24 protein-coding genes, 1 tRNA gene and 1 riboswitch are annotated in these 22,690 nt (G+C 44.4%); of the genes, 20 read left to right on the top strand and 5 right to left on the bottom strand.

Translation table 11 applies throughout. The annotated features are described in order from the left end of the window. Positions 1-4: 4 nt before the first annotated feature. Both WBS51_RS09555 and WBS51_RS09550 read right to left on the bottom strand, forming a co-directional pair. On the bottom strand, positions 5-277 hold the full coding sequence (locus tag WBS51_RS09555) for a FeoA family protein (protein ID WP_294462476.1): 273 nt from the start codon (positions 275-277) through the stop codon (positions 5-7). A 126-nt stretch (positions 278-403) separates the two neighbouring features. Then, positions 404-477 (bottom strand) — tRNA-Met (locus tag WBS51_RS09550). 134 nt (positions 478-611) lie between these two features. Here WBS51_RS09550 and WBS51_RS09545 point away from each other — a divergent pair. From WBS51_RS09545 to dnaB, 15 genes are all read left to right on the top strand, one after another. Further along, positions 612-1,286, top strand: a complete 675-nt coding sequence (locus tag WBS51_RS09545; protein WP_173750051.1) for a YoaK family protein — start codon at positions 612-614, stop codon at positions 1,284-1,286. Continuing rightward, positions 1,283-2,203, top strand: coding sequence for an AraC family transcriptional regulator (locus WBS51_RS09540; RefSeq protein WP_294462483.1), 921 nt, complete (start codon positions 1,283-1,285; stop codon positions 2,201-2,203). The genes WBS51_RS09545 and WBS51_RS09540 overlap by 4 nt, the downstream gene beginning before the upstream one ends. Before the next feature lie 98 nt (positions 2,204-2,301). After that, positions 2,302-3,978, top strand: coding sequence for an alpha-glucosidase (locus tag WBS51_RS09535; RefSeq protein ID WP_294462485.1), 1,677 nt, complete (start codon positions 2,302-2,304; stop codon positions 3,976-3,978). 92 nt (positions 3,979-4,070) lie between these two features. Then, positions 4,071-5,237, top strand: a complete 1,167-nt coding sequence (locus tag WBS51_RS09530; protein WP_294462488.1) for a helix-turn-helix transcriptional regulator — start codon at positions 4,071-4,073, stop codon at positions 5,235-5,237. 106 nt (positions 5,238-5,343) lie between these two features. Continuing rightward, complete coding sequence (locus WBS51_RS09525) at positions 5,344-7,410, top strand: right-handed parallel beta-helix repeat-containing protein (RefSeq protein WP_294462492.1); 2,067 nt, start codon at positions 5,344-5,346, stop codon at positions 7,408-7,410. Between the two features lie 155 nt (positions 7,411-7,565). Next, on the top strand, positions 7,566-8,738 hold the full coding sequence (locus WBS51_RS09520) for a hypothetical protein (protein ID WP_294462495.1): 1,173 nt from the start codon (positions 7,566-7,568) through the stop codon (positions 8,736-8,738). A gap of 2 nt (positions 8,739-8,740) precedes the next feature. After that, on the top strand, positions 8,741-9,544 hold the full coding sequence (gene srtB / locus WBS51_RS09515) for a class B sortase (protein ID WP_173750045.1): 804 nt from the start codon (positions 8,741-8,743) through the stop codon (positions 9,542-9,544). Positions 9,545-9,569: 25 nt separating this feature from the next. Next, positions 9,570-10,304: an NAD-dependent protein deacylase gene (locus tag WBS51_RS09510; RefSeq protein WP_294462498.1), complete on the top strand. Its 735-nt coding sequence runs from the start codon at positions 9,570-9,572 to the stop codon at positions 10,302-10,304. Between the two features lie 28 nt (positions 10,305-10,332). Beyond that, the gene (locus WBS51_RS09505; protein ID WP_173750043.1) at positions 10,333-10,530 is read left to right on the top strand and encodes a DUF951 domain-containing protein; all 198 of its coding nucleotides are present in this window, start codon (positions 10,333-10,335) and stop codon (positions 10,528-10,530) included. A 101-nt stretch (positions 10,531-10,631) separates the two neighbouring features. After that, positions 10,632-10,919 (top strand): 30S ribosomal protein S6, encoded by a 288-nt coding sequence (gene rpsF / locus WBS51_RS09500; protein WP_173750042.1) that lies wholly within the window; start codon positions 10,632-10,634, stop codon positions 10,917-10,919. A gap of 68 nt (positions 10,920-10,987) precedes the next feature. Then, on the top strand, positions 10,988-11,440 hold the full coding sequence (locus WBS51_RS09495; RefSeq protein WP_294462501.1) for a single-stranded DNA-binding protein: 453 nt from the start codon (positions 10,988-10,990) through the stop codon (positions 11,438-11,440). Between the two features lie 34 nt (positions 11,441-11,474). Then, positions 11,475-11,738, top strand: coding sequence for a 30S ribosomal protein S18 (gene rpsR / locus WBS51_RS09490; RefSeq protein ID WP_022268174.1), 264 nt, complete (start codon positions 11,475-11,477; stop codon positions 11,736-11,738). 128 nt (positions 11,739-11,866) lie between these two features. Further along, on the top strand, positions 11,867-13,912 hold the full coding sequence (locus WBS51_RS09485) for a DHH family phosphoesterase (protein WP_173750040.1): 2,046 nt from the start codon (positions 11,867-11,869) through the stop codon (positions 13,910-13,912). Then, positions 13,909-14,355, top strand: a complete 447-nt coding sequence (rplI, locus tag WBS51_RS09480) for a 50S ribosomal protein L9 (protein ID WP_173750039.1) — start codon at positions 13,909-13,911, stop codon at positions 14,353-14,355. The genes WBS51_RS09485 and rplI overlap by 4 nt, the downstream gene beginning before the upstream one ends. Before the next feature lie 19 nt (positions 14,356-14,374). Next, positions 14,375-15,703: a replicative DNA helicase gene (gene dnaB, locus WBS51_RS09475; RefSeq protein WP_173750038.1), complete on the top strand. Its 1,329-nt coding sequence runs from the start codon at positions 14,375-14,377 to the stop codon at positions 15,701-15,703. A gap of 43 nt (positions 15,704-15,746) precedes the next feature. On the opposite strand, the gene thiC is transcribed toward dnaB, so the two are convergent. Continuing rightward, on the bottom strand, positions 15,747-17,054 hold the full coding sequence (thiC, locus tag WBS51_RS09470; RefSeq protein WP_173750037.1) for a phosphomethylpyrimidine synthase ThiC: 1,308 nt from the start codon (positions 17,052-17,054) through the stop codon (positions 15,747-15,749). A gap of 109 nt (positions 17,055-17,163) precedes the next feature. Continuing rightward, positions 17,164-17,265, bottom strand: a riboswitch (TPP riboswitch). Positions 17,266-17,379: 114 nt separating this feature from the next. On the opposite strand from thiC, the gene WBS51_RS09465 reads away from it, so the two are divergent. Continuing rightward, a complete protein-coding gene (locus WBS51_RS09465; RefSeq protein WP_173750036.1) occupies positions 17,380-17,844 on the top strand; it encodes a MerR family transcriptional regulator in 465 nt (154 codons plus the stop codon). A gap of 90 nt (positions 17,845-17,934) precedes the next feature. Here the strand turns inward: WBS51_RS09465 and WBS51_RS09460 are convergent, their stop codons facing one another. After that, on the bottom strand, positions 17,935-18,105 hold the full coding sequence (locus WBS51_RS09460; protein ID WP_009247091.1) for a DUF362 domain-containing protein: 171 nt from the start codon (positions 18,103-18,105) through the stop codon (positions 17,935-17,937). Positions 18,106-18,324: 219 nt separating this feature from the next. On the opposite strand from WBS51_RS09460, the gene WBS51_RS09455 reads away from it, so the two are divergent. Continuing rightward, complete coding sequence (locus WBS51_RS09455) at positions 18,325-18,525, top strand: DUF1858 domain-containing protein (RefSeq protein ID WP_173750035.1); 201 nt, start codon at positions 18,325-18,327, stop codon at positions 18,523-18,525. Positions 18,526-18,580: 55 nt separating this feature from the next. On the opposite strand, the gene WBS51_RS09450 is transcribed toward WBS51_RS09455, so the two are convergent. Then, on the bottom strand, positions 18,581-19,357 hold the full coding sequence (locus tag WBS51_RS09450; protein WP_291682801.1) for an adaptor protein MecA: 777 nt from the start codon (positions 19,355-19,357) through the stop codon (positions 18,581-18,583). Positions 19,358-19,754: 397 nt separating this feature from the next. Here WBS51_RS09450 and WBS51_RS09445 point away from each other — a divergent pair, with 397 nt between their 5' ends. The 3 genes from WBS51_RS09445 to WBS51_RS09435 all read left to right on the top strand — a co-directional run bounded on the left by WBS51_RS09445 (position 19,755) and on the right by WBS51_RS09435 (position 22,640). Beyond that, positions 19,755-19,964, top strand: a complete 210-nt coding sequence (locus WBS51_RS09445; protein ID WP_173750033.1) for a hypothetical protein — start codon at positions 19,755-19,757, stop codon at positions 19,962-19,964. 127 nt (positions 19,965-20,091) lie between these two features. After that, positions 20,092-21,804, top strand: a complete 1,713-nt coding sequence (locus WBS51_RS09440; protein ID WP_173750032.1) for a glycosyl hydrolase family 18 protein — start codon at positions 20,092-20,094, stop codon at positions 21,802-21,804. A gap of 26 nt (positions 21,805-21,830) precedes the next feature. Continuing rightward, the gene (locus WBS51_RS09435; RefSeq protein ID WP_173750031.1) at positions 21,831-22,640 is read left to right on the top strand and encodes a DUF3135 domain-containing protein; all 810 of its coding nucleotides are present in this window, start codon (positions 21,831-21,833) and stop codon (positions 22,638-22,640) included. The last annotated feature ends 50 nt before the right edge of the window (positions 22,641-22,690 follow it).

Here is a 22,690-nt window from a genome sequence, read left to right as displayed (position 1 = left end):
CCATTTACATAGTTTGGGAAGGGTCAGCAGCATGAACCAAAATCATCTGGGCATCTTCGTTGCGTATGGCAATCACACTTCCCCGTATCTGATAAGCATGAGGATTGTTGAAAATACCTGTGTTGATACACTTTACAGGTGTACCCTGGCAGAAACCCAAATCCAGAAAGCGCCGGATGATTTCTGACTTTTCCATCTGATGTTCCGAAGGACAGGAAATTCCTTCTACTATGGCACACTGGTCTTTTTTTAGTTTACATAAAGGTATGGACAGCATGGAAAAACTCCTTTTCCGCAGAAGAATATAGTGTATTATATGAGAGAAAAAAGACAGCGTGACAAAAAATACGGAAACAAAAAAGAAAAAGCCCTTGACTTTCCTGGTCAATGGCTTTTTCTTCAATAGCGGGAACAGGATTTGAACCTGTGACCTTCGGGTTATGAGCCCGACGAGCTTCCAGACTGCTCCATCCCGCGTTAGTTGCTTTTGTATGAATCTAGTATAGACCCTATATTTCTCTTTGTCAAGCATTTGCCTTGTCCCTTTTTGTTTTCTGTGCTATCCTTTTAAAGACAAAACAGCAATTACAGAAACAAAGGAGGCTTTTTCCATGAAACAAACGAAACAAATGTCCGAAACGCACCTGCTGGGAATCTTGCTGGCTGTAGTAGGTGGATTTCTGGATGCCTATACCTATATCTGCCGCGGTCACGTTTTTGCCAATGCCCAGACGGGAAATATTGTGCTTCTGGGTGTTCATCTAACCAATCAGAACTGGGGCAAAGCTTTTTATTATGTGCTTCCCATACTGGCCTTTGTCCTGGGAATTTTCGTCTGTGAAATGATTCAATCCCTGTTTAAATGGAAAGAAAGCATACACTGGAGACAGCTGGTAGTCCTGGTAGAATTGTTCTGCCTGATTCTTGCAGGTTTTCTGCCGCTGGGGAAAACGGATACCCTGGTTAATGTTATGGTTTCCTTTGTCTGTGCTCTGCAGGTGGAAGCATTCCGCAAAATGAACGGCAATTCTTATGCCACCACCATGTGTACCGGAAATTTGCGAAGCGCTACGGAAAATCTCTACCGCTATTTAAAAAACAGAGACGCTCAATGTCTGAAAAACAGTCTGCAGTATTATAATGTGATTGTTTTCTTTATTATAGGCGCTGCCGTGGGAAGCTATCTCACACTGCATATGGGGGCAAATGCTGTATGGGTAAGCTGTATCGGACTTTTGGCAGTTTTTCTTGCCATGTTCCATCACAAGCAGGAGAAAACCATATGATGGCAGATACTTCCAGGTTGAAAGAGCAGAAAGACCATGGAACAGCCGTCTTTCCCTGCGGGCTTTACGAGGTGGAGGAAACCTGTTCCTGGAAGGGGGTAAAACACCATTGGCATGATGAAATCGAAATTCTTTATTTTGGAAAGGGAGAGTTTCTGCTTCGTATTAATATGGAGACTTTTCGGATTCAGGAAGAATGCTTTTACTTTATCAATCCCGGCGAACTGCATTCCATTGAGCCTTTGACACAGGGGCTGGAGTCTGCGGTCCTTTTTCATCCCAGGATTCTCAGCTTCGAACATTATGATATGGCACAGACCCGGCTGCTGCAGCCTTTGTCCAAAGGAGGTATCCGCCTTCCAAGATATCTGGCTGGGGCGTCGCCTGCTTTTGCCAGAGTGCGGCAGGAGTACATGGAGATTCTGCGCATTTTTCATGAGACTGGTTCTTTCCTTTCGGAAGAGGGGCAGACCGTTACGGATAATTTGTCCTCTCAGCTTTTTATTCGTGCCGGACTGCTGAATATGCTGGCTGTGTTTTCGTCGTATTCCCTGTTGACGGAACCGGAAAAGGAGGACGATTACCGGGTGGAAATTATTAAGTCCGCTTTGGATTTTATCCGTTCCCATTATCAGGAGAAAATCTATATCCGGGATTTGGCGCAGCAGGCCAACATGAACGAACAGTATTTTTGCCGCTTTTTCAAAAAAGCGCTGGGAAAGTCCCCGATATCTTACCTGAATGCATATCGGATTAAGCAGGCCATTATTCTTTTGCAGACCACGGACATGGCAGTTATGGAGATTTGTCTGGACTGCGGCTTTTACAATCTGGGGAATTTTCTTCGGGAATTCAAGAAGGACACCGGACTTACACCTCTTCAGTATCGAAAGCATTATGTGGATAAAAAGTCATAATATCGTAGTTTTGAATCAAATATTCGTAAGATTTTTGTGTCTCTGCACATTATAATAGAACTCATAAAGAACATACGCAAACGACGGAGGTATTGATTATGACAAAGAAATGGTGGCATGATAAAGTAGCGTATCAGATTTATCCAAAGAGCTTTTATGATTCCAATGGAGACGGAGTCGGAGACATTCCCGGAATCATCAGCAAGCTGGATTACTTAAAAGATTTAGGAGTGGATATTATATGGATTTCTCCCATGTATCCTTCTCCATTTGCAGACCAGGGATATGATATTTCGGATTATTATAATATCGACCCGGCTTTTGGCACACTGGAAGATATGGAATGCCTGATTGCAGAAGCAAAAAAACGAGATATGTATATTTTAATGGACCTTGTGGTAAATCACTGTTCCGATGAACACGAGTGGTTTGAAAAAGCCTGCGAAGACCCGGAAGGCAAGTACGGAAACTTTTTCTACATAGAAGACCGCAAAGAGGGAGAACGTCCCTGCAACTGGAGAAGCTATTTCGGCGGTTCCGTGTGGGAACCCCTGCCGGGACATGAGGATAAGCAGTATCTGCATGCATTCCACAAAAAACAGCCGGATTTGAATTGGGAGAATCCGGAGGTTCGGGAAGAAGTCTACAAAAATATTAACTGGTGGCTGGATAAGGGACTGGGGGGATTCCGCATTGACGCCATTATCAATATTAAGAAAAAACTGCCCTATCAGGACTATCCTTCTGACCGTGCTGATGGTTTAAGCGATATGTCCCTCATGTTGGCAGATGCAAAAGGGGTGGGGGAATTTCTGGGAGAAATGAACAGACGTACCTTTCAACCCCACGATTCTTTTGCCGTAGGAGAGGTATTTAACGAAAAAGAAGAAGAACTTCCTGATTTTATCGGAGACAATGGATATTTTTCCTCTATTTTTGATTTTGCCACAACTTCCTGGGGCAAGAATGATAAAGGCTGGTATGCCAATGAGCGTATTACTCCGGACGCGTACAAACAGTGTTATTTTCATTCCCAGAAAAAAATAGGAGACGTGGGCTTTTATTCTAATATTATTGAGAATCATGATGAACCCCGTGGGGTAAGCTATTATATTCCGGAAGGCGATTTGTGCGACGAAAGCAAGAAGATGCTGGCTGCGCTGTATTTCTTTATGAGAGGATTGCCTTTTATTTATCAGGGACAGGAAATCGGTATGGAGAACCTGGGTGTGATTCCCATTGAAAAAATAGACGACATCAGTGCCCTTGATCAGTATCAGGTATGTCTGGATGCAGGATATACCAAAGAGGAGGCCTTGAAAATCGTTTCCCTTTACAACCGGGACAATGCCAGAACTCCGGTGCAGTGGAACGATGAAAAAAATGCAGGATTTACCACAGGTATACCGTGGCTTATGGTCAATCCCAACTATACCAAAATTAACGTAGCTGCCCAGGAAACAGACGAAAACTCCGTGCTTGCCTTTTATAAAAAGATGACTGCTTTAAGAAAAACTCCGGAATATAAGGAAACTTTTGTGTACGGAGACGTGATTCCCTTTGAAGAGGAACGGCATAATCTTATGGCTTACCACAGAAAGGCAGACAAAGACGTGCTGGTTATTGGAAACTTTCAGAGAGAGAGACAGAGCGTGACCCTGCCTGAAGAAGTGGAGAACATACTGCTCAATAACTATCCGGACATAAAACTGGAGGGGAAAGAGCTGATTCTGGAAGGGTATCAGGCTGTCGTGTTGGAAATGAAACAGAATTAAGCGTGAAAATGTGGAAAAGTGTCCTGGAGAAATGATACTCCCGGGCACTTTTATGATATACTGATGGCAATGAACCCAAAAGGAGTCCTCTCATGTACGAAAAGAATACCATAAAACTCCTGTTCCGCCTCAGCAGAATCCCGGTGGCTGTGTACAACCAGACCTGGGATTTGCAGGAAAGTTTCCCTGCCGTTTTGGAGCAGCCGGAGTCTTTTGAACAGGAAAAATTTGATGAATTGAAAGAATGTCTGCACCAGGAATCCGTGTATTTTCTGCCCTATGATACCCATGTCCCCATTGCCCTGTGCGGCTGCAAAGGAGAGGAGGAATATTTTATCCTGGGGCCTTTTTCCTATGGGAAGACGGACAACTTTCAAGGCAGAAATTTTATCCGGAGCCGCAGGGTACGGGAATGTCCTCCCTGCCAGTTAGAGGATTTGTGTGCAATACTGGGATTTTTCATGGGAAAGGCCTTATCGGAAGAGGAGAGTATGCAGCTTCTGGACGGGAAAATGTTTCAGACCAAAGACAAAGAAAACCGCAATCTGATTGTCAACGAAGAACTGCGCCAACTGGATGCCTTTCAGAAAAACCACACTTATATAGAAGAGCAGGTTTTATATGACCACATCAAAGCCGGGGATGTGGAGTATCTGAAAAACAGGGAATTGTATCATACTCCATCCCATCCCGTACTCATAGAGGATTTGAAGAAAAATGAGGAGTATATGGCTGTTATCAGTATTTCTCTGGCAGCCAGAGCCGCCATTGAAGGAGGACTAAGCTCTGCGGAAGGCTTTATCAACAATGACATTTATCTGAAAAAACTGTCTGAATGTAAAACCATATTTGAAATGAATCGTCTGCGCCGGGAAAGTCAGCTTTATTTTGCACGTCTGGTAGCTGCTCACAAGAAGGAGAGCGCTGTCAATTTTCATGTGGAGGAGGCGAAAAAGAATATTCTCACAAAGCGGTTTGGCAGAATTTCCATTCAGGAACTGGCAGAAGCGTCTGGAATTTCCAAAGAATATTTGCAAAAGCTGTTTAAAAAACACGAAGGGATTTCCATTACCGAATACATTGCCAATGTAAAGACAGAGGCTGCCTGCAACCTGTTAAAATATTCTGACCGTCAAATTCAGGAGATTGCCGAGTATCTCCACTATGGAAGCGTCAGTCATTTCAGTGGGGCTTTTCGTAAAAGAATGCACCAGTCTCCCAAAGAATACAGAGAAAAAAACAGGCAGACTGATTTTTAAAAATATATCCGGTTCTGTGAAAGAAATATCCTGGTTTTTATAAACTTTTTTCCGGAAAAAGCCATACAATGTTCCTATAAGAATTGCGAAAGCAGGAGGGAAAATCATGAAGATTTATGTAAATCAAAAAGCTTCCCGCCAGGGAAACGGAAGTAAGGAAATGCCTTTTAAACACATCAACGATGCTGCAAAGGTGGCAGAAGCAGGAGACGAAGTGCTGGTGGCTCCGGGCATTTACCGGGAATACGTTAATCCTGTAAATGCAGGGCGGGAGGACGCCAGAATCGTGTACCGTTCTACAGAACCGCTGGGCGCGGTTATCACCGGTGCAGAGGAGGCAAAGGGCTGGAAACACTATGGAGGAAACACTTGGGTGCTTCGCATAGAGAACGGTGTGTTCGGAGCTTATAATCCCTACACAGAAATTGTGGAGGGGGACTGGTATTTCTCACCCAAAGACCCGCAGACCGGAAAATTTACGGATATGCACAGAGGCGCAGTATATTTAGATGACCGTATGCTGTACGAGACCGCAACTTTGGAAGACTGTCTAAAAGGAGAAGTGTTTCCGGCTTCCTGGGAACCGGAATATTCCATATACAAATGGTACACAGAGCAGGACGGCAGGGAAACCGTGATTTATGCCAACTTCCAGGGTAAAAATCCCAATGAGGAAAATGTGGAAATTAATGTGCGCCGCAACTGTTTCATGCCGGACAAAAAGGGCGTGGGATACATTACTTTAAGCGGATTTCAGGTTAGCAAGGCAGCGACGAACTGGGCGCCTCCGGCTGCCTATCAGGACGGTATGATTGGCGCGCACTGGAGCAAGGGCTGGATTATTGAGGACTGTGACATTTCCAACAGCAAGTGCTGCGGGATTTCTCTGGGAAATTATCATCAGACAGAGAAGGAGAATGACAATTATTTTACCCGCAAACATGTGAAAAGCCCTACCCAGATGGAACGGGATGCGGTATGTATTGCCCAGTATGACGGCTGGACCAAAGAAACTGTGGGTTCTCATATTGTGCGCCGCTGCCATATCCACGACTGCGGACAGGCGGGAATTGTAGGGCGTATGGGCTGTGTCTTTTCTATTATTGAAGACAACCACATTCATCATATTAACAACATGCAGCAGCTGACCGGGGCTGAAGTGGCAGGAATTAAATTCCATGCGGCAATTGATGTGATTTTCAGAAGAAATCACATTCACCACTGCACCATGGGGATTTGGACAGACTGGCAGGCCCAGGGAACCAGAATCACCCAGAATCTGCTTCATGACAACTTCCTGCCGGAATTTCTTCCTATGAAAGACAATGGCATGGGATTTGGCATGGATTTGTTTATCGAAGTGGGACATGGACCTATTTTGGTGGACAATAATTTCCTTTTGTCCAGAACAGCGCTGCGCTGGGCTACCCAGGGTGTGGCTTTGGTACACAATCTGATTTGCGGCTCCTTTTCAGCAGTGGGCGTTGGCACAGATATGACAGCCAACGGTAAGAATCAGCCCCGTTACACCCCTTATCACATCAAACACCGCACAGAGGTGGCAGGCTTTATGACCATTCTTCATGGGGACAACCGGATTTACAACAACATTTTTATACAAAACTGGACGCCCCAAGAGAGAATTCCGGCAGACATGGTACTTCCGGATACGGAAAAGCTGGATGTGGGAAGCTTTGTTTTTAATGGGTATCCCACATATGAGGAATGGATTGCCAAATTTAAGCTGGGTGAAAGAGCGGATATGGATACCATGCATGAACTGATGCACGCCCATTTTGACCACCTGCCTGTCTGGATTGATGGTAATGCATATTTTAATGGCGCAAAACCGTGGAACCGGGAGGAAAACAAGCTGGTGGATACCGAGCATGAGGTCTTTGTGAAGCTGACGGAAGAAAAGGGAAACTGTAAAGTGAAAACCAATGTTTATGAATTTCTGGAGGGGATGCAAGACGGTATTATCAACAGCGATATTCTGGGTGAGGCGTTTGAGCCGGAAGAACGATATGAAAATCCGGACGGAACCGACCTTATTCTGAATGAGGACTATTTCGGAAATCACAGAGGCTTATCTGCGCTTCCGGGACCGGCAGTCAGTGGAGAAAATCTGGAAGCATTTGTCTGGGAAAACAATCGAAGCAAAATCAAATAAAGAGAGACAAGAAAGGGTTTCTTCTCCGCAAGGAGGGAAGCCCTTTAAAAATTTGCAGAAACAGAAAGAAAAAGAATGACGGAACTGCAATCGGAATGTTATAATAAGATAAAGTGTTACAAAAACTGAATTCTATATGGGGAAGGAGTTGGCCTATGGGGAATCGAAAAAATGAATGCAGCCTCTGCGGCGGAAAGTTAAGAAACGGAATCTGTATGGAATGTGGTATGGATAACCGTAAGTGTGATGATATGTATACCGGTGTTCTGAATCGAGGGCAATATCAGACACGGGAATCTGCGGCAAAGGAACCTCAGGCACAGGGGCAGAGGGAGGAAAGACAAGAAGTTTTGCAGCAGCCCGAAACCTCTCCAGGAGAGAAACAGCCGTTAAAGCAGCAGGTTTACCCGCCTTCCGGAACGCGTACAGCAGCCGGACCGTATGCTTCTGCCGGGCCTTATGCGTCACTAAGGAGTAATAGTGCAGCCCGGAGAGGGAACAAGGGAAGAAGTGGTCTCATGGTGTTCTTTTTGGGAATGTTTATTCTTATCGTGATACTGTGTATAGTGGGAGTTTCTCAATCCCATGAGTCGGATTCCTATTTGGAAACAGATACACAGGGGGAGAACTACGATGATTTTATGGAGGAGTATGACCCTTACCAGTATATAGAAGACCAGATTTCGCCTATAGGAGATACCTGGGAGCAGGCGCTCCCGGCAGGGCTGTATGTGGTTGGCACAGACATTCCGGAAGGAGAGTATGTGATTACAGGGGAAGAGGGCAGTTCCTGTGCAATTCGTGATGTAAATCATGCAGTATATGCTTCGTATTCTTTCGGAACGGAGGAATATGATACAGACGCCGCCCAAGGACAAAAGCTGTTTGCCGGTACGCTTGTCAGCGTTACGGGAATGAATCCGGTGGCTTTTTCTACACAGAATGCCCAGACAGAGGACATGACAGAAAAAATGGCGAACCCTCTTACAGAGAGTGTGGAAATTGAGACAGGGACGGAGGTTGTTGTGGGACAGGATTTTCCGGCCGGTGTATATGATATAGAAAGCACAGGGGCGGAATTTGGACTTTTAGAGATGAAGCTGGATGAAGAAAAAGAGGGACTGTTCCTGGACAGTGTCCTTTTACTGGAAACAAACCCTACACAGGAAAATCCCAATTATTTTTCCTCCTATAAAAGCATGATATTGCCTGAAGGAACGAAGATTACCACAGATATCAGTGTAAGACTGGTTCCCAGTCCGGAAATTTCGGGGGAAGATTATATGGGAATTTACGAAAATACTACAGGATATGAGGGACAGGAATAAACATGAGCAAAAAAGAAAAGAAAAAACGGACAGCAGGGGACATAATACGCAATCTCATCTTAGTGATTGCCATAGGTGTGTTTGCGTTTTCCGCTTTCCAGCTTGGAAAAATCTTCCTGGAATACAAGGCAGGAACAGATGAATATAATAGAGTGCGGGAATATGTTACCGTAACAGAGCCGGAACCGGAGCAAGAGCAGGAGGAAACCCAGACCGAGCCGGAAGCAGAGGAAGCGAAGCCTGTGCCGCCCCAGGTGGATTTTGACAGCCTAAAAGCCATTAACCCGGATGTTATCGGCTGGATTCAGATAGAAGGCACTTCTATCAGTTACCCTATTATGAAGGGGACGGACAATGAGTATTATCTGAAACATACCTTTGAAGGGAATTATAATGCCGCCGGTTCCATTTTCATTGACTATACCAATAATAGCAATTTTGAAGACTGCAATACCATTATTTACGGACATAATATGAAAAACGGTTCCATGTTCGGACTTTTAAGAAAACATTTTAAAGACCAGGAATCCGTTCCGGGACGTTACATATGGATTTGCACACCGGATAAAAATTACAGATACGAAATTTTCAGCAGCCATGTGGTAGACGCGGCAGGAGAAGTATACACCCTGTTTTCCGCTCCGGATGAGCAGTTTGCGTCCTATCTGGAAAAGATGAAAAGCCAGTCCCTGGTGGATTTCCAGACAGAGGTGACGGCTGAGGATAAGGTGATTACTCTTTCCACCTGTACGGGAAATGACGCTACCCGCTTTGTGGTGCAGGCCAAGAGAGAGGGAACGTATTAAGCAGGAATGGTAAGGAGGCAGGCATATGGAAACAGTAGAAAAACTGAGAGAAATCATTGCACATACAGAGAATCTGGTGTTTTTCGGAGGGGCAGGCGTGTCCACGGAAAGCGGGATTCCCGACTTCAGAAGTGTAGACGGTCTGTATCACCAGCAGTGGGATTACCCGCCGGAAACCATTTTAAGTCATACTTTTTTTCAAAGGAATCCCGAAGAATTTTACCGCTTTTATCGGGCTAAAATGTTGTGTGATACCGCAAAGCCAAACGCGGCCCACAAGTATTTGGCACATTTGGAGAAGGAAGGCAAATTGAAAGCTGTGATTACCCAGAATATCGACAATCTGCACCAGATGGCAGGAAGCCGTAAAGTTCTGGAACTGCACGGCAGTGTTTACCGGAATCACTGCACGAAATGCGGCGCTTTTTATGATTTTTCATATGTGAAGCAGAGCAGCGGCATGCCCAGATGTGAAACCTGCGGCGGCATGATTAAGCCGGATGTGGTTTTATACGAAGAGGCACTGGACCCAAAGGTGCTGTCAGAAGCGGTTCATGCTATTTCCGAAGCAGATGTACTGATTATCGGCGGCACGTCTCTGTCTGTGTATCCGGCAGCTTCGCTGATAGATGATTTCCGGGGACGTTATCTGGTGGTTATCAATAAGGACAGAACCCCCAGAGACCGTATTGCGGATTTGGTTATCAATGCCCCTATTGGTGAAGTTTGCAGGTATCTGGAAGAGAAGAGGACAGAATAGAAAGTGAAACCAAAGGAGAAACAAAATCTTGAAAGACAGAAATTTTGATTATGAAGTGGGAGACATTGTAAAACTGAAAAAGCAGCATCCCTGCGGCAGTCAGGAGTGGGAAATTCTGAGAGTAGGAGCAGATTTCCGTCTGAAATGCATGGGCTGCGAACATCAGGTCATGCTGTCCCGCAGACTGGTGGAAAAAAACACCAGAGAATTGAAAAAAAAGGCTTGAAATCCCAGTCCTCTTATGGTAAAATCGGGAATTGTGATATATTATTATCCTTGTTCCCTGCTCATCAGGGAGCCAAAAGACCAAAAGGAGGTACAACAAGCATGAACAAATACGAATTAGCATTAGTCGTAAATGCAAAGATTGAAGATGACGCTCGTGCAGCAGTAGTGGAAAAAGCAAAAGGCTACATTGCCCGTTACAACGGAAACGTAACAGAAGTTGAAGAATGGGGCAAGAAAAGATTAGCTTACGAAATCCAGAAAATGCGCGAAGGATACTACTACTTCATCCAGTTCGAAGCTGATGCAGCATGCCCTGCAGAAATAGAACGTCATATCCGCATTATGGACAATGTGTTAAGATATTTAGTTGTTAAGAAAGAGGCTTAATTCTTTTGACGGCACGAATCGGCTCATTGAAAAACAGCCTTTTCTTTCCAGATTTATGAGGTGATAAGATGAATAAAGTAATTTTAATGGGTCGTTTGACAAGAGACCCTGAGGTAAGATATTCCGCAGGGGAAAATTCTATGGCGATTGCCAGATATACGCTGGCTGTTGACCGCCGTTTCAGGAGAGACGGAGAGGCAACCGCTGATTTTATCGGCTGTGTGGCTTTCGGAAGACAGGCAGAATTTGCAGAGAGATATTTCCGTCAGGGAATCCGTATTGTAGTGGCCGGACGTATTCAGACCGGCAGCTACACAAACAGAGACGGCAACAAGGTTTATACCACAGATGTAGTTGTGGAAGAGCAGGAGTTTGCTGAGAGCAAATCTGTAAGCGACAGTCATGTAGGACAGGCTTCTATGGGAGCACCTGCACAGGCTGCACCGTCTCCAAGCGCTGCATCAGCAGACGGATTTATGAACATTCCCGATGGAATTGACGAGGAACTGCCATTTAGCTAAGGCTGGCAGTAATATGGATAGGAGGTAAACAATCATGGCTTACGAAAAAGGTAATAGACCGGATTCTCCAATGAAGAGAAGAGGCGGACGCAGAAGAAAAAAAGTTTGCGTATTCTGCGGACAGGAAAATAACGAAATCAGCTACAAGGATGCAAACAAGCTGAAAAGATACGTATCTGAAAGAGGTAAAATTCTTCCTAGAAGAATCACAGGAAACTGTGCTAAACATCAGAGAGCGTTAACAGTAGAAATCAAGAGAGCAAGACATCTGGCAATTATGCCTTATGTTCAGGACTAATTGAGATGACAGGCGCACTGCTTCGGCGGTGCGCTTTTTTCTTGTGTAAAATCTTAAAAGATGATATAATACTGTTACCTATTAATCAAAAGATGGAATTCTTTTGGGATTTATCGGCAGGTGAAGAGATGAATGGAAAATTAAAAATTAAAGGCCAGCTGAAATTTTATATGCAGTGGCCCTTCATTCTGACCATAGTGCTGCTGGTCATGGATATACTGGTATTTACCGTGAATGTAAAAGCCGGGGCACTGGTGACAGGATTCCTTGCAGTCTATATGCTCATTGCGGTTTTCATGTATTTCCACAGCAGAGCTACGATTATGAGTGAGTTGATTTCCTTTGCGACTCAGTACGGGCAGGTACAGAAAACTTTGTTGAATGAATTTATTGTACCCTATGCCCTTTTGGATTATAAGGGAAAAATTTTATGGCTGAATGAAGAATTTGCAAAACTGACAGGGAAGAACAGGAGATACCGTAAGGCTATCAGCAGTCTGTTTCCGGAAATCACGCAGGAAAAACTTCCGAAAGAAGAGGATGCAGAAATTGCTTTTCAGTTTGAGAAAAGAGATTATAAGGCGGTTATGCGCCGGATTTCCATGAAAAAGCTGCTGGAGGAGTCTGGTCTGCTGGAAATTGAGGAAGGCAGTGATTTGATTGCCTGCTATTTCTTTGATGAGACAGAACTGAATCAGTACATTCGCCAGAAGGAAGACGAAAAGCTGGTAACAGGGCTTTTGTATCTGGATAATTATGAAGAAGCGCTGAACAGTGTAGAGGAAGTCAGACGTTCTCTTCTGGTAGCGCTTATTGAGCGAAAGCTGAACAAATATTTCAGCGATGTGGATGGACTCATTAAGAAGCTGGAGAAGGATAAATTCATTCTGGTTATGCGTCAGCGTTCTCTGGAAGAGTTAAAGCAAAAACGTTTTAACATTCTGGAAGAGGTGAAAACGGTTAATATCGGAAATGATATGGCCGTTACTATTAGTATCGGAATCGGTATCAATGCACCTACTTATGCCCAGAATTATGAATATTCCCGTATCGCTATTGATTTGGCATTGGGCCGCGGCGGTGACCAGGTGGTTATCAAAGATAGGGACCAGATGACATATTACGGCGGCAAATCCCAGCAAATGGGTAAAAATACCAGGGTAAAAGCCCGGGTGAAAGCCCATGCTCTCCGGGAATTTATGGTCAGCAAGGATAAGGTTGTAGTCATGGGACACAAGATTTCCGATGTGGACTCTATCGGTGCAGGTATCGGTATCTACAGGGCGGCAAAATCTCTGAACAAAAAAGCTCACATTGTGGTAAATCATCCCACCATGTCAGTGCGTCCGATTATGGAAAATTTCCTGAAAAATCCGGATTATGATGAGCATATGTTTATAGACAGCGATGAAGCAAAAGAAATTGTGGATAACAATACAGTCGTTGTGGTGGTAGATACCAATAAGCCGAGTTATACAGAATGCGAAGAACTTCTGCATAAGACCAAGACCATTGTGGTGCTTGACCACCACCGTCAGGGCAGCGAAGTGATTCAGAATGCAGTGCTGTCCTATATTGAGCCTTACGCGTCTTCGGCCTGTGAAATGGTAGCAGAGATTCTGCAGTATTTTTCTGATGATATCAGGATTTACAATATTGAAGCAGACGCGTTGTATTCAGGCATTATTATTGACACCAATAACTTTACGGCAAAGACCGGTGTGCGTACCTTTGAGGCTGCAGCGTTCCTGCGAAGATGCGGGGCTGATGTAACCAGAGTGCGCAAAATGTTCCGCGATGATGTGAAATCTTACAGGGCTAAGGCAGAAGCCATTCGCCATGTAGAGACGTATAAAACCTGTTTTGCCATTGCCGTATGCCCCAGTGAGGGTATTGATAGTCCCACCGTAGTGGCTTCCCAGGCGGCCAATGAACTGCTGAATGTGGACAGCATTAAGGCAACCTTCGTGCTGACGGATTATCAGGGCAAAATTTTTATCAGTGCCAGGGCTATTGATGAAGTCAATGTGCAGCTGATTATGGAGAAAATGGGTGGCGGCGGCCATATTAATATGGCAGGTGCCCAGCTTCCGGGTGTAACTGTGGAAGAAGCAATCCGGCAGTTAAAAGCAACACTTGACCAGATGATGAAAGAAGGAGACATAGAAGTATGAAAGTAATACTGATTGAAGACGTAAAATCTTTGGGCAAAAAAGGACAGATGGTAAATGTAAGCGACGGATACGCAAGAAACATGCTGTTTCCCAAAAAGTTAGGCGTAGAGGCAACCCCGAAGAATATCAATGATTTGAAGCTTCAGAAAGCACACGAAGACAAAGTGGCAAAAGAAAATCTGGAAGCGGCAAAACAGTTTAAGACAGAACTGGAAACCAAACAGGTGATGGTAAGCATTAAGGTGGGAGAAAACGGCAGAACCTTCGGTTCTGTTTCTACAAAGGAAATTTCCGAAGCAGCCAAAGCGCAGCTTGGTTATGACATTGACAAGAAGAAAATGCAGCTTGCAAATCCAATCCGGGAATTAGGCACCACACTGGTTCCGGTAAAACTGCATCCACAGGTGACTGCAGACTTGAAAGTTGTAGTAAAAGAAGCGTAAGAAGGGAGTTCCCGCCGAAATGGAAGAAGCACTGATTAAGAGAATCCTGCCCCACAGTATGGAGGCAGAACAGTCGGTCATCGGCTCTATGATTATGAGCAGAGACGCTATTGTAGAGGCGTCGGAGATGATTACAGGGGCGGATTTTTACCAGCAGCAGTATGGTATCGTGTTTGAGGCCATGGTGGAGCTTCATGACGAGGGAAAAGCAGTTGACCTTGTAACATTGCAGGAGAGACTGAAAGAAAAGGATTTGCCGCCGGAAATTTCCAGCATGGAATTTGTCCGGGATTTGCTGGCAGCAGTTCCCACCTCAGCCAATGTAAAATACTATGCCGAAATCGTAGCAGAGAAATCCATGCTACGGAAACTGATTAAGACCACAGAGGAAATCAGCAATGCCTGCTATCTGGGCAAAGAGAAGACTCAGGACATTCTGGAAGTGACGGAGAAAAAAATCTTTGACTTGGTGCAGAATAGGGGAAGTGAAGAGTTTGTGCCTATCCGCCAGGTGGTGTTAAACGCCATTGAAAAAATCGAGAAGGCTTCCAGAACCCAGGGCAGCGTTACCGGTATTCCCACAGGTTTTATCGATTTGGATTATAAGATGTCGGGATTTCAGCCTTCGGATTTGATTCTGGTGGCGGCCAGACCTTCTATGGGAAAAACGGCTTTTGTATTGAATATTGCCCAGTATATGGCCTTTCACAGCGATGTGACAACGGCTATATTCAGTCTGGAAATGTCAAAGGAGCAGTTGGTAAACCGTCTCCTGGCTCTGGAATCCAAGGTGGATTCCCAGAATATTCGAACCGGTAATCTGGAAGACGAGGAATGGGCGAAGCTGATTGAAGGCGCCAATATTATCGGAAAATCAAACCTGATTATTGATGATAAACCTGGTATTTCTATCTCGGAACTGCGTTCCAAGTGCAGAAAATATAAGATGGAACACAATCTGGGCATTATCTTTATCGACTACCTGCAGCTGATGACGGGGAGCGGAAGAAGCGAGTCCAGACAGCAGGAAATTTCAGAGATTTCCCGTTCTCTAAAGGCACTGGCAAGAGAACTGCATGTACCGGTGGTGGCTCTTTCCCAGTTGAGCCGTGCAGTAGAGCAGCGTCCCGACCACAGACCCATGCTTTCAGACTTGCGAGAGTCAGGGGCCATTGAGCAGGATGCGGACGTGGTTATGTTTATTTATCGTGATGATTATTATAATAAAGATTCCGAGAACAAAAACATTGCGGAAATCATCATTGCAAAACAGAGAAATGGTCCTATTGGTACCGTAAATCTGGTTTGGATGCCGAATTATACGAAATTTGTGAATATGAAAAAATAAGAGGCAGCCGCTTTCATGCGGCTGCCTCTTGGAATATCCGGTATCACTCGTCATAGATGCTGACAATTTCCCCTTCCAGAATCCGGTTCATATTTTTTACAGCGCAGAAGTTTCCGCACATACTGCAGGTATCTTCTTTTTCCGGTTTGGCCTCTGCCCGGTAGCGTCTGGCTTTTTCCGGGTCCATACTGAGCCGGAACATTTCTTCCCAGTCCAGCCTTTTTCGAGCCGTGCTCATGGCATAATCCCAGTCAGAAGCCCCATGGATTCCTTTGGCAATGTCCGCAGCATGGGCCGCTATTTTAGAAGCGATAATCCCTTCTTTTACGTCCTGTTCGTCCGGCAGACGCAGATGTTCTGCGGGAGTGACATAGCACAGGAAAGATGCACCGTGGGAAGCTGCTACAGCGCCGCCTATGGCAGCTGTAATGTGGTCATATCCCGGTGCAATGTCTGTCACCAGAGGACCCAGTACATAAAAAGGTGCACCCTGACATACGGTCTGCTGGATTTTCATATTGGCTTCAATCTGATTTAAAGGCATGTGCCCCGGCCCCTCGATAATGACCTGTACATTCTTTTCCCAGGCCCGTCGGGTTAACTCGCCCAGTGTCACCAGTTCTTCTATCTGGGAAATGTCCCCGGCATCTGCGATACAGCCGGGACGGCAGGCATCTCCCAAGCTTAAAGTCACATCGTATTTTTGACAGATATCCAGAATCCAGTCATAGTGTTCATAAAACGGATTTTCCAGTCCGGTCATTTCCATCCAGGCAAAGATAATAGAGCCCCCTCTGGAAACAATGTTGGTAAGCCGCTTGTTTTCTTTGAAACGGCAGGCAGTGCTTTTATTGATACCCACATGAATAGTCATAAAGTCCACGCCGTCTTTGGCATGCATTTCTACAATATCCAGCCATTCCTGTGTGGTGATGTCTTTTAATGGTTTATGGTAGTAAACCACAGCGTCATAAATCGGTACAGTTCCAATAATGGCAGGGCACTCCTGAGTCAGCTTCCGGCGGAACTTTCTGGTATCCCCGTAAGAACTTAAATCCATAATGGATTCTGCACCCATTTCCACGGCGCTTTGTACCTTCTGCAATTCCATATCAACGTCTTTCCAGTCCCTTGAAGTTCCCAGATTCACATTGATTTTCGTTTTCAGCATAGAGCCCACGCCGTTGGGATTTAGACATTTGTGCAGTTTGTTGGCCGGAATGACGGCTTTTCCCTCTGCCATGTACTGACGCAGTTCTTCGGGAGAGATACCTTCCTTTTCGGCAACAAGTTCCATTTCCTTTGTGATGATACCCTGCCTTGCGGCATGCATTTGTGTAGTGTAAGTCATAGGTTTTCTCCAATCTTTTATTTTTTAAACCAGAGAATCCGAACCTGCGGCACAGCCATTTTCCACAAAAAAGAAAAAGTCTGTGCCGAAAGGATGCACAGACATATAAAATCAGTATGTGTAAACTCCCTACGTTGGCATAATCCAAATCAGGTAATACAGGTCGAAGCCAAACTTCCTCTCAGCCCATGGGGCTCCCTGGTTATTTTTTATCAGTTTAGCACCGCTTTAAGTAGTTGTCAACAGTTTTTGTCGAACGTATTTTCTTGCAATTTAACAGGGGTTTGTTATAATAATTAGGAGAAACAAAGAAAGGGGTCAGTATATGCAGAAGGCCATTTATTCGGTTTCGGAGGCAGTTCACTTTCTGGGAATTCAATCCCATGTGCTCAGGTACTGGGAAGAAGAACTGTGCCTTCCGATTGGAAGAAACGAAATGGGACACAGATACTACACCCGATGGGATATTCAGGTTTTTCTGAGTATTAGAGAACTAAAGAAAAAAGGGTATGCACTGAAAGAAATAGGAGAACTGACAACCCTTTTTTATAAAAATCAGGCAGAGAAAAAACAACCTGAACATAGAACGGCGACCCTTTCCGTATCAAGGGAATTTATGGAAATTATCAGTAAACTTGTAACGGACAGGCTTCAGGAAAAAAATTCCGGGGAAGAGAGGTATAAAAGACTGGATGAGCGAATCCGCAGCTGCCAGCAGTACAGGCGGGAAGCGGCAGCGGCTGTGGAGAAGGAAGGGCAGAAAAAGAAACGGTTTTTTCAGAAAAAATAAAACGAAGAGGCAGGAATCACGAAAATTCCTGCCTCTTCGTATACGCTTCATGATACAAAACATCATAGATGTTTCTGTATTATGTAAATCTTAGCCTTCTACGATAGCTTCTGTAGGACAAACACCAGCGCATGTTCCGCAGTCAACGCATGTATCAGCGTCGATAACGTATTTGTCATCACCTTCGGAAATAGCTTCCACTGGACATTCACCAGCGCATGTTCCGCAGCTTACACATTCATCTGTAATAACGTATGCCATGATTGTACCCTCCTTATATATTCTGAACCTTGCGATTCAGTTCTTAGGGTTATTCTAATATATTTATTTCTATAATACAAGTCTTAATTTAGAAACATAGCAGGATTTTTTTGTGCATACAGGGGAAAAAAGGGAAGCGTAAAATGGAGAAAAACAGTTGAATATAATGAGAAAAGAGATTATAATAAGATAATAGAAAATTTTAAGGAGGAATTACCCATGAAAGTAACACCAGATATGACAATTGGTGAACTGCTTCGTTTAGATGAAAATATTGTGCCGATTCTTATGAGAGCAGGCATGCACTGCATCGGCTGTCCTTCCGCACAGGGAGAATCACTGGCAGAAGCAGCTATGGTTCACGGAATTGACGGAAATATGTTAGTTGCTCAGATTAACGATTTTCTGGAAAATAAATAAAAATGTGAAAAACCTCCGGGCAGAGATTCTGCTGCGGAGGTTTTTTGCTTGCATCTTAGATTTTTGTCAGCTGTGTCAGTGCATTTTGCGGAATCATGCAACCGCCGTGCTCCTCCAGATAAGCCTGCTTGGCCGGGGAGAAAGAGGTACCGCTTCCATATTCGGAAAGTATGTTGCATACTTTGTTGAAATCTTCCGGCAGGGTTTTCTCCTGACGCAGTATCAGTGAATAGGTACCGTCCTTTTCGTTTTTATACAAAGCGCTGAAACCTTGGAAAAAATTATTCAGTCCGTGAGCGGCTTCAATGACAGTATCCAGATTCCGGAATGTGTACTCGCGCATTAAATTTACGGAAACCGGAGTTTCCTCAGAAATCTCAGTCTTTTTTGTCTCTTTTGTAGTTTCTTCAGAATTTCTTTCTTTCTTTTTGCGTTCCATGGCTCTGGATTTTGCCTCATAAATTTTCTGGAAAATACCCAGAATATCGTCTGCACCTTCTACTTCCACCGGAGGGGCTTCCTCAGACGATGTTCCGGAATTGCCCAGAGGAGTAAATTTGGAAAAACGTGTATCCAGTTCTTCTGGGTCGTCTACCTTGGAAATAATTAAAATAATGCTGTCTGCAGATACGGGAATGGCCTCAATCATCAGAGGGGTATTGTCTGCTTCAAAGCCAAATTCCAGGTTAGCCTGCTGCATCATATCGCGAAAGAGACTTTTGGCATTTTCACTTCCGTAAGCCAGTTCGCTTAAACGAATATGCCGCTCTTCCAAATCAGCTCTGGTAAGTGTGCAGCGTATTTGATTTTCATTTATTTTTTCTATTTTCATAACATCACATCCTGTCTGGTTATTTATCTAAAGATGCTATTTTTCCTTTTATATTATATACTATGCACCGTCGGATTGTAAAGAAGAAATACTTGCTAATTTACCGTACAGATGCTATAATAGGGAACAGATAGAGAAGACTGCCCTGTAAATTTTACAGGAAGGAGTGAAACTCAGGTAGTCTTTTCATGTTCGGCAGATTTTATGATTCAAGAAATGCAGCATTCTGCTGCAGCAGGCGGATACATTCTGTATCACTGCAAATTTCCACTTATACCAGAACATACGGGGAGTCTTTCTTTATCTGTTTGTAACTGAATGAGGCGTTTTGTGCGGAAAAAAAGAAGAAGCAGGATAATAATATATCACAAACATTTGCATTCTGCGGGAGGAAAGTATGGATAAAAACGAAAGGAAGATTCTGCACCGGGAACTGGAGACTTATGAGGATATGGGGGTGACGTTGTATCTGAACGGAAGGTCTACCACACCGAAACGTATTGAGAAAGCATATAAGATGGCAGAAGAAGGCGGTTATATGCGGGATTACATTCAAGATGAAGATGGAAAGCTTCAGGCCGTTTCCTTTGATTTGGTAAAGGGCTGAATCACCATAATTGTGTATAAAAAAGAAAAAAATCTGAAAAAAACATGAAATCCTGGAAGAAATAGATGACGAAAGAAAAAAATATGCTATAATACACATAAAAAGAGAGTTTAAAAGGAGCTGGAAAATGGCAAAACGAAGGAAAAGAAGAAGACGCAGGAGAGGGATTCCTCCCGTGTTTATAGCATTATTTCTTATCGTAATTGTTGGTGCAGCAGGTATTATTACAAGTTATGTAAAGAAATATACACCGTCAGATACCAGAATGGATTTGGAACAGTACTATAAGCTGGAAGGTCAGGAGGAAGCTGCTTTGATTCTGCAGGATACGGTCAGTGACAGCAAAGGCCGGGTGGCAGACGGAAAAATCTATATCCCCTACAGCGTGGTAACGGATACGCTGGACGGAAGATTTTACTGGGATGAAGAGACACAGAAAATGCTGTATACCACACCCGATGCGGTGATGGAGATTCAGCCGGAAACTACGTTCAGTACAACCGCCGGGACAGAGCAGGAGGAAGGTTATGTTCTTGTAAAGGAATTTGACGGCAGTTATTACATTGCTCTGAACTTTCTGGAGAAATACATGCAGATAACAAGTCAGGTATATGAAAGTCCGGCAAGGGCTGTGATTTCTTATAAATGGCAGAGCATGCAGACTGTGGAAGCAAAAAAGGATACCGTGGTGCGTTATCAGGGGGGGATTAAAAGTCCGATTCTTTCAGAAGTGAAAGAGGGTGATTCCCTGCAGCTTCTGGAGGAAATGGAAAACTGGTCCAGAGTTATGACTGCGGACGGTTTGGATGGCTATGTGCAGAAAGAAGATTTAAAAGCAGCAGAAGAAACGGAACTGGTATATGAGGGCAGCTATGAAGAGAATTATACCAGTCTTACCAGAGATTATAAGATTAACCTGGCCTGGCATCAGGTAACATCCGAGGCAGCCAATTCTGCATTTGACCAGACGATGGAGGAGGTAAAGGGGGTGAATGTCGTTTCTCCCACCTGGTTTTCCGTTACGGGAGGCGAGGGTACCATTTCTTCCCTGGCCAGCGCTGAGTATGTGGACAAGGCTCATGCAAAAGGCATGGAGGTATGGGGACTGATTGATAATTTTGATGAAAATGTAAGCACACTGGAAACTCTGTCAAAGAGAAGCGCTCGGACTCATATTATCGAAATGCTTCTAAGTGAGGCAAAAAGAGTGGGAATGGATGGCATTAATGTGGATTTTGAAGCCCTGACAGAGGAAGAGGCACCGCATTTTATCCAGTTTATCCGGGAGCTGTCTGTCACCTGCAGGGCAAACAATCTGGTTTTGTCTATTGATGACCCGGTGCCGCAGTATACGGCTTTCTATAACCGAAAGGAACAGGGAATTGTGGCGGATTATGTGATTATCATGGGATATGATGAGCATACCACAGGTTCCGAAAGTGCCGGCTCAGTGGCTTCTCTGCCGTTTGTGGAGGAAGGAATTGTGCAGACGCTCAAAGAAGTTCCCAGGGAAAAGGTGATTAACGCTGTACCATTCTATACCAGATTATGGACAGAGAATAACAACGGTATGGTATCCAGTGAGGTCTTTGGCATGGACCAGGCGGACAAGTATGTCCAGGAAAAGGGGATGGAGGTCTACTGGAACAAAGACGTCTCCCAGAATTACGGAGAACTTGTTACAGCTGAGGGAACACAGAAAATCTGGCTGGAAGATGAAAAATCCCTGGAGGAGAAAATGAAGCTGGTTCAGCAGTATGAGCTGGCTGGTGTAGCTGCATGGAAACTGGGATTTGAACGGGCAGATGTCTGGGAAATCATCAGTAAATATTTACAGTAAGAAAAGAAAATACGAGGTGGAGTATCATGGCAGAATACGAAATGTTTAAGACAACCCTTATGGGCGGATATGACAAGGAAGAAGTGCAGGAACTGATTCAGAAGCTGAAAGACGAAATGGCAGAGATTCAGGTCAACTATAAGAAGCAGATTGCAGACCGGGATACAAAGATTGCAGAGCTTCAGAAACGAATTGAATTAAAAGAAGCTTATCAGGCCCGCATGGAGGAAGATATCAAGGAAAAATACCAGAAGTATATTGACAATTACGAAAGTATCGGAAAGCTGGTATTTGAAGCCCAGATAAAGGCGGAGGGCATGGAAAATGAAGCACGGGAAAAGTGTGAAAAAATGATAGCGGAAGCAGAAGAAGAAGCCAAACGCCGGGTGGAAGCTGTACAGTCAGAGATTGATGATAAACTTCTGGAAGGTAAGAAGAAATATGTGGCTGTACAGGAAGAAATGAACGGTATCGTAGAGCTGATTAATCAGGCTCAGAGAAGATTTATGTCTTCTTATAAGGAGGTACATCAGATTATCAGCAGTATGCCTACATCTCTGAGCGATATCGGGGAGGATACGGAACTGGAAATCCATAAAATCGAAATCCCGGAGGAAGAACATCCGGAAGCAGAAGTGGACGACGAACTGCATCTGGGAGATACCCAGGAACTGGACATCATGGATGCCATGGAGGATATTGCGGAACTGGAAGAGTTTGACGAAGAGGACGAGGAAGACGAAGACAGTAAGCTGGCGCTCCAGATTTCAAAACTGCTCAGCGAAGAGGATGAGGCCATGCTGGAAGAAGAACTGGATGGTCTTCTCAAAGAATAAAAGGTGGATAAAAGCGAGAATAGCAGAAAGGCTGCAGGATGCTCTTTTTA

The sequence above is a fragment of the Blautia acetica genome, from assembly GCF_038739805.1.
Lineage (GTDB): Bacteria > Bacillota > Clostridia > Lachnospirales > Lachnospiraceae > Blautia.
This window is presented reverse-complemented; position numbering and strand designations above follow the sequence as displayed.

What these genes read in the sequence shown, in the direction of transcription:
- WBS51_RS09555 (WP_294462476.1), bottom strand. Translation starts at nt 277, where the DNA reads ATGCTGTCCATACCTTTATGTAAACTAAAAAAAGACCAGTGTGCCATA.
- WBS51_RS09545 (WP_173750051.1), top strand. Translation starts at nt 612, where the DNA reads ATGAAACAAACGAAACAAATGTCCGAAACGCACCTGCTGGGAATCTTG.
- WBS51_RS09540 (WP_294462483.1), top strand. Translation starts at nt 1,283, where the DNA reads ATGATGGCAGATACTTCCAGGTTGAAAGAGCAGAAAGACCATGGAACA.
- WBS51_RS09535 (WP_294462485.1), top strand. Translation starts at nt 2,302, where the DNA reads ATGACAAAGAAATGGTGGCATGATAAAGTAGCGTATCAGATTTATCCA.
- WBS51_RS09530 (WP_294462488.1), top strand. Translation starts at nt 4,071, where the DNA reads ATGTACGAAAAGAATACCATAAAACTCCTGTTCCGCCTCAGCAGAATC.
- WBS51_RS09525 (WP_294462492.1), top strand. Translation starts at nt 5,344, where the DNA reads ATGAAGATTTATGTAAATCAAAAAGCTTCCCGCCAGGGAAACGGAAGT.
- WBS51_RS09520 (WP_294462495.1), top strand. Translation starts at nt 7,566, where the DNA reads ATGGGGAATCGAAAAAATGAATGCAGCCTCTGCGGCGGAAAGTTAAGA.
- srtB (WP_173750045.1), top strand. Translation starts at nt 8,741, where the DNA reads ATGAGCAAAAAAGAAAAGAAAAAACGGACAGCAGGGGACATAATACGC.
- WBS51_RS09510 (WP_294462498.1), top strand. Translation starts at nt 9,570, where the DNA reads ATGGAAACAGTAGAAAAACTGAGAGAAATCATTGCACATACAGAGAAT.
- rpsF (WP_173750042.1), top strand. Translation starts at nt 10,632, where the DNA reads ATGAACAAATACGAATTAGCATTAGTCGTAAATGCAAAGATTGAAGAT.
- WBS51_RS09495 (WP_294462501.1), top strand. Translation starts at nt 10,988, where the DNA reads ATGAATAAAGTAATTTTAATGGGTCGTTTGACAAGAGACCCTGAGGTA.
- rpsR (WP_022268174.1), top strand. Translation starts at nt 11,475, where the DNA reads ATGGCTTACGAAAAAGGTAATAGACCGGATTCTCCAATGAAGAGAAGA.
- WBS51_RS09485 (WP_173750040.1), top strand. Translation starts at nt 11,867, where the DNA reads ATGAATGGAAAATTAAAAATTAAAGGCCAGCTGAAATTTTATATGCAG.
- rplI (WP_173750039.1), top strand. Translation starts at nt 13,909, where the DNA reads ATGAAAGTAATACTGATTGAAGACGTAAAATCTTTGGGCAAAAAAGGA.
- dnaB (WP_173750038.1), top strand. Translation starts at nt 14,375, where the DNA reads ATGGAAGAAGCACTGATTAAGAGAATCCTGCCCCACAGTATGGAGGCA.
- thiC (WP_173750037.1), bottom strand. Translation starts at nt 17,054, where the DNA reads ATGACTTACACTACACAAATGCATGCCGCAAGGCAGGGTATCATCACA.
- WBS51_RS09465 (WP_173750036.1), top strand. Translation starts at nt 17,380, where the DNA reads ATGCAGAAGGCCATTTATTCGGTTTCGGAGGCAGTTCACTTTCTGGGA.
- WBS51_RS09460 (WP_009247091.1), bottom strand. Translation starts at nt 18,105, where the DNA reads ATGGCATACGTTATTACAGATGAATGTGTAAGCTGCGGAACATGCGCT.
- WBS51_RS09455 (WP_173750035.1), top strand. Translation starts at nt 18,325, where the DNA reads ATGAAAGTAACACCAGATATGACAATTGGTGAACTGCTTCGTTTAGAT.
- WBS51_RS09450 (WP_291682801.1), bottom strand. Translation starts at nt 19,357, where the DNA reads ATGAAAATAGAAAAAATAAATGAAAATCAAATACGCTGCACACTTACC.
- WBS51_RS09445 (WP_173750033.1), top strand. Translation starts at nt 19,755, where the DNA reads ATGGATAAAAACGAAAGGAAGATTCTGCACCGGGAACTGGAGACTTAT.
- WBS51_RS09440 (WP_173750032.1), top strand. Translation starts at nt 20,092, where the DNA reads ATGGCAAAACGAAGGAAAAGAAGAAGACGCAGGAGAGGGATTCCTCCC.
- WBS51_RS09435 (WP_173750031.1), top strand. Translation starts at nt 21,831, where the DNA reads ATGGCAGAATACGAAATGTTTAAGACAACCCTTATGGGCGGATATGAC.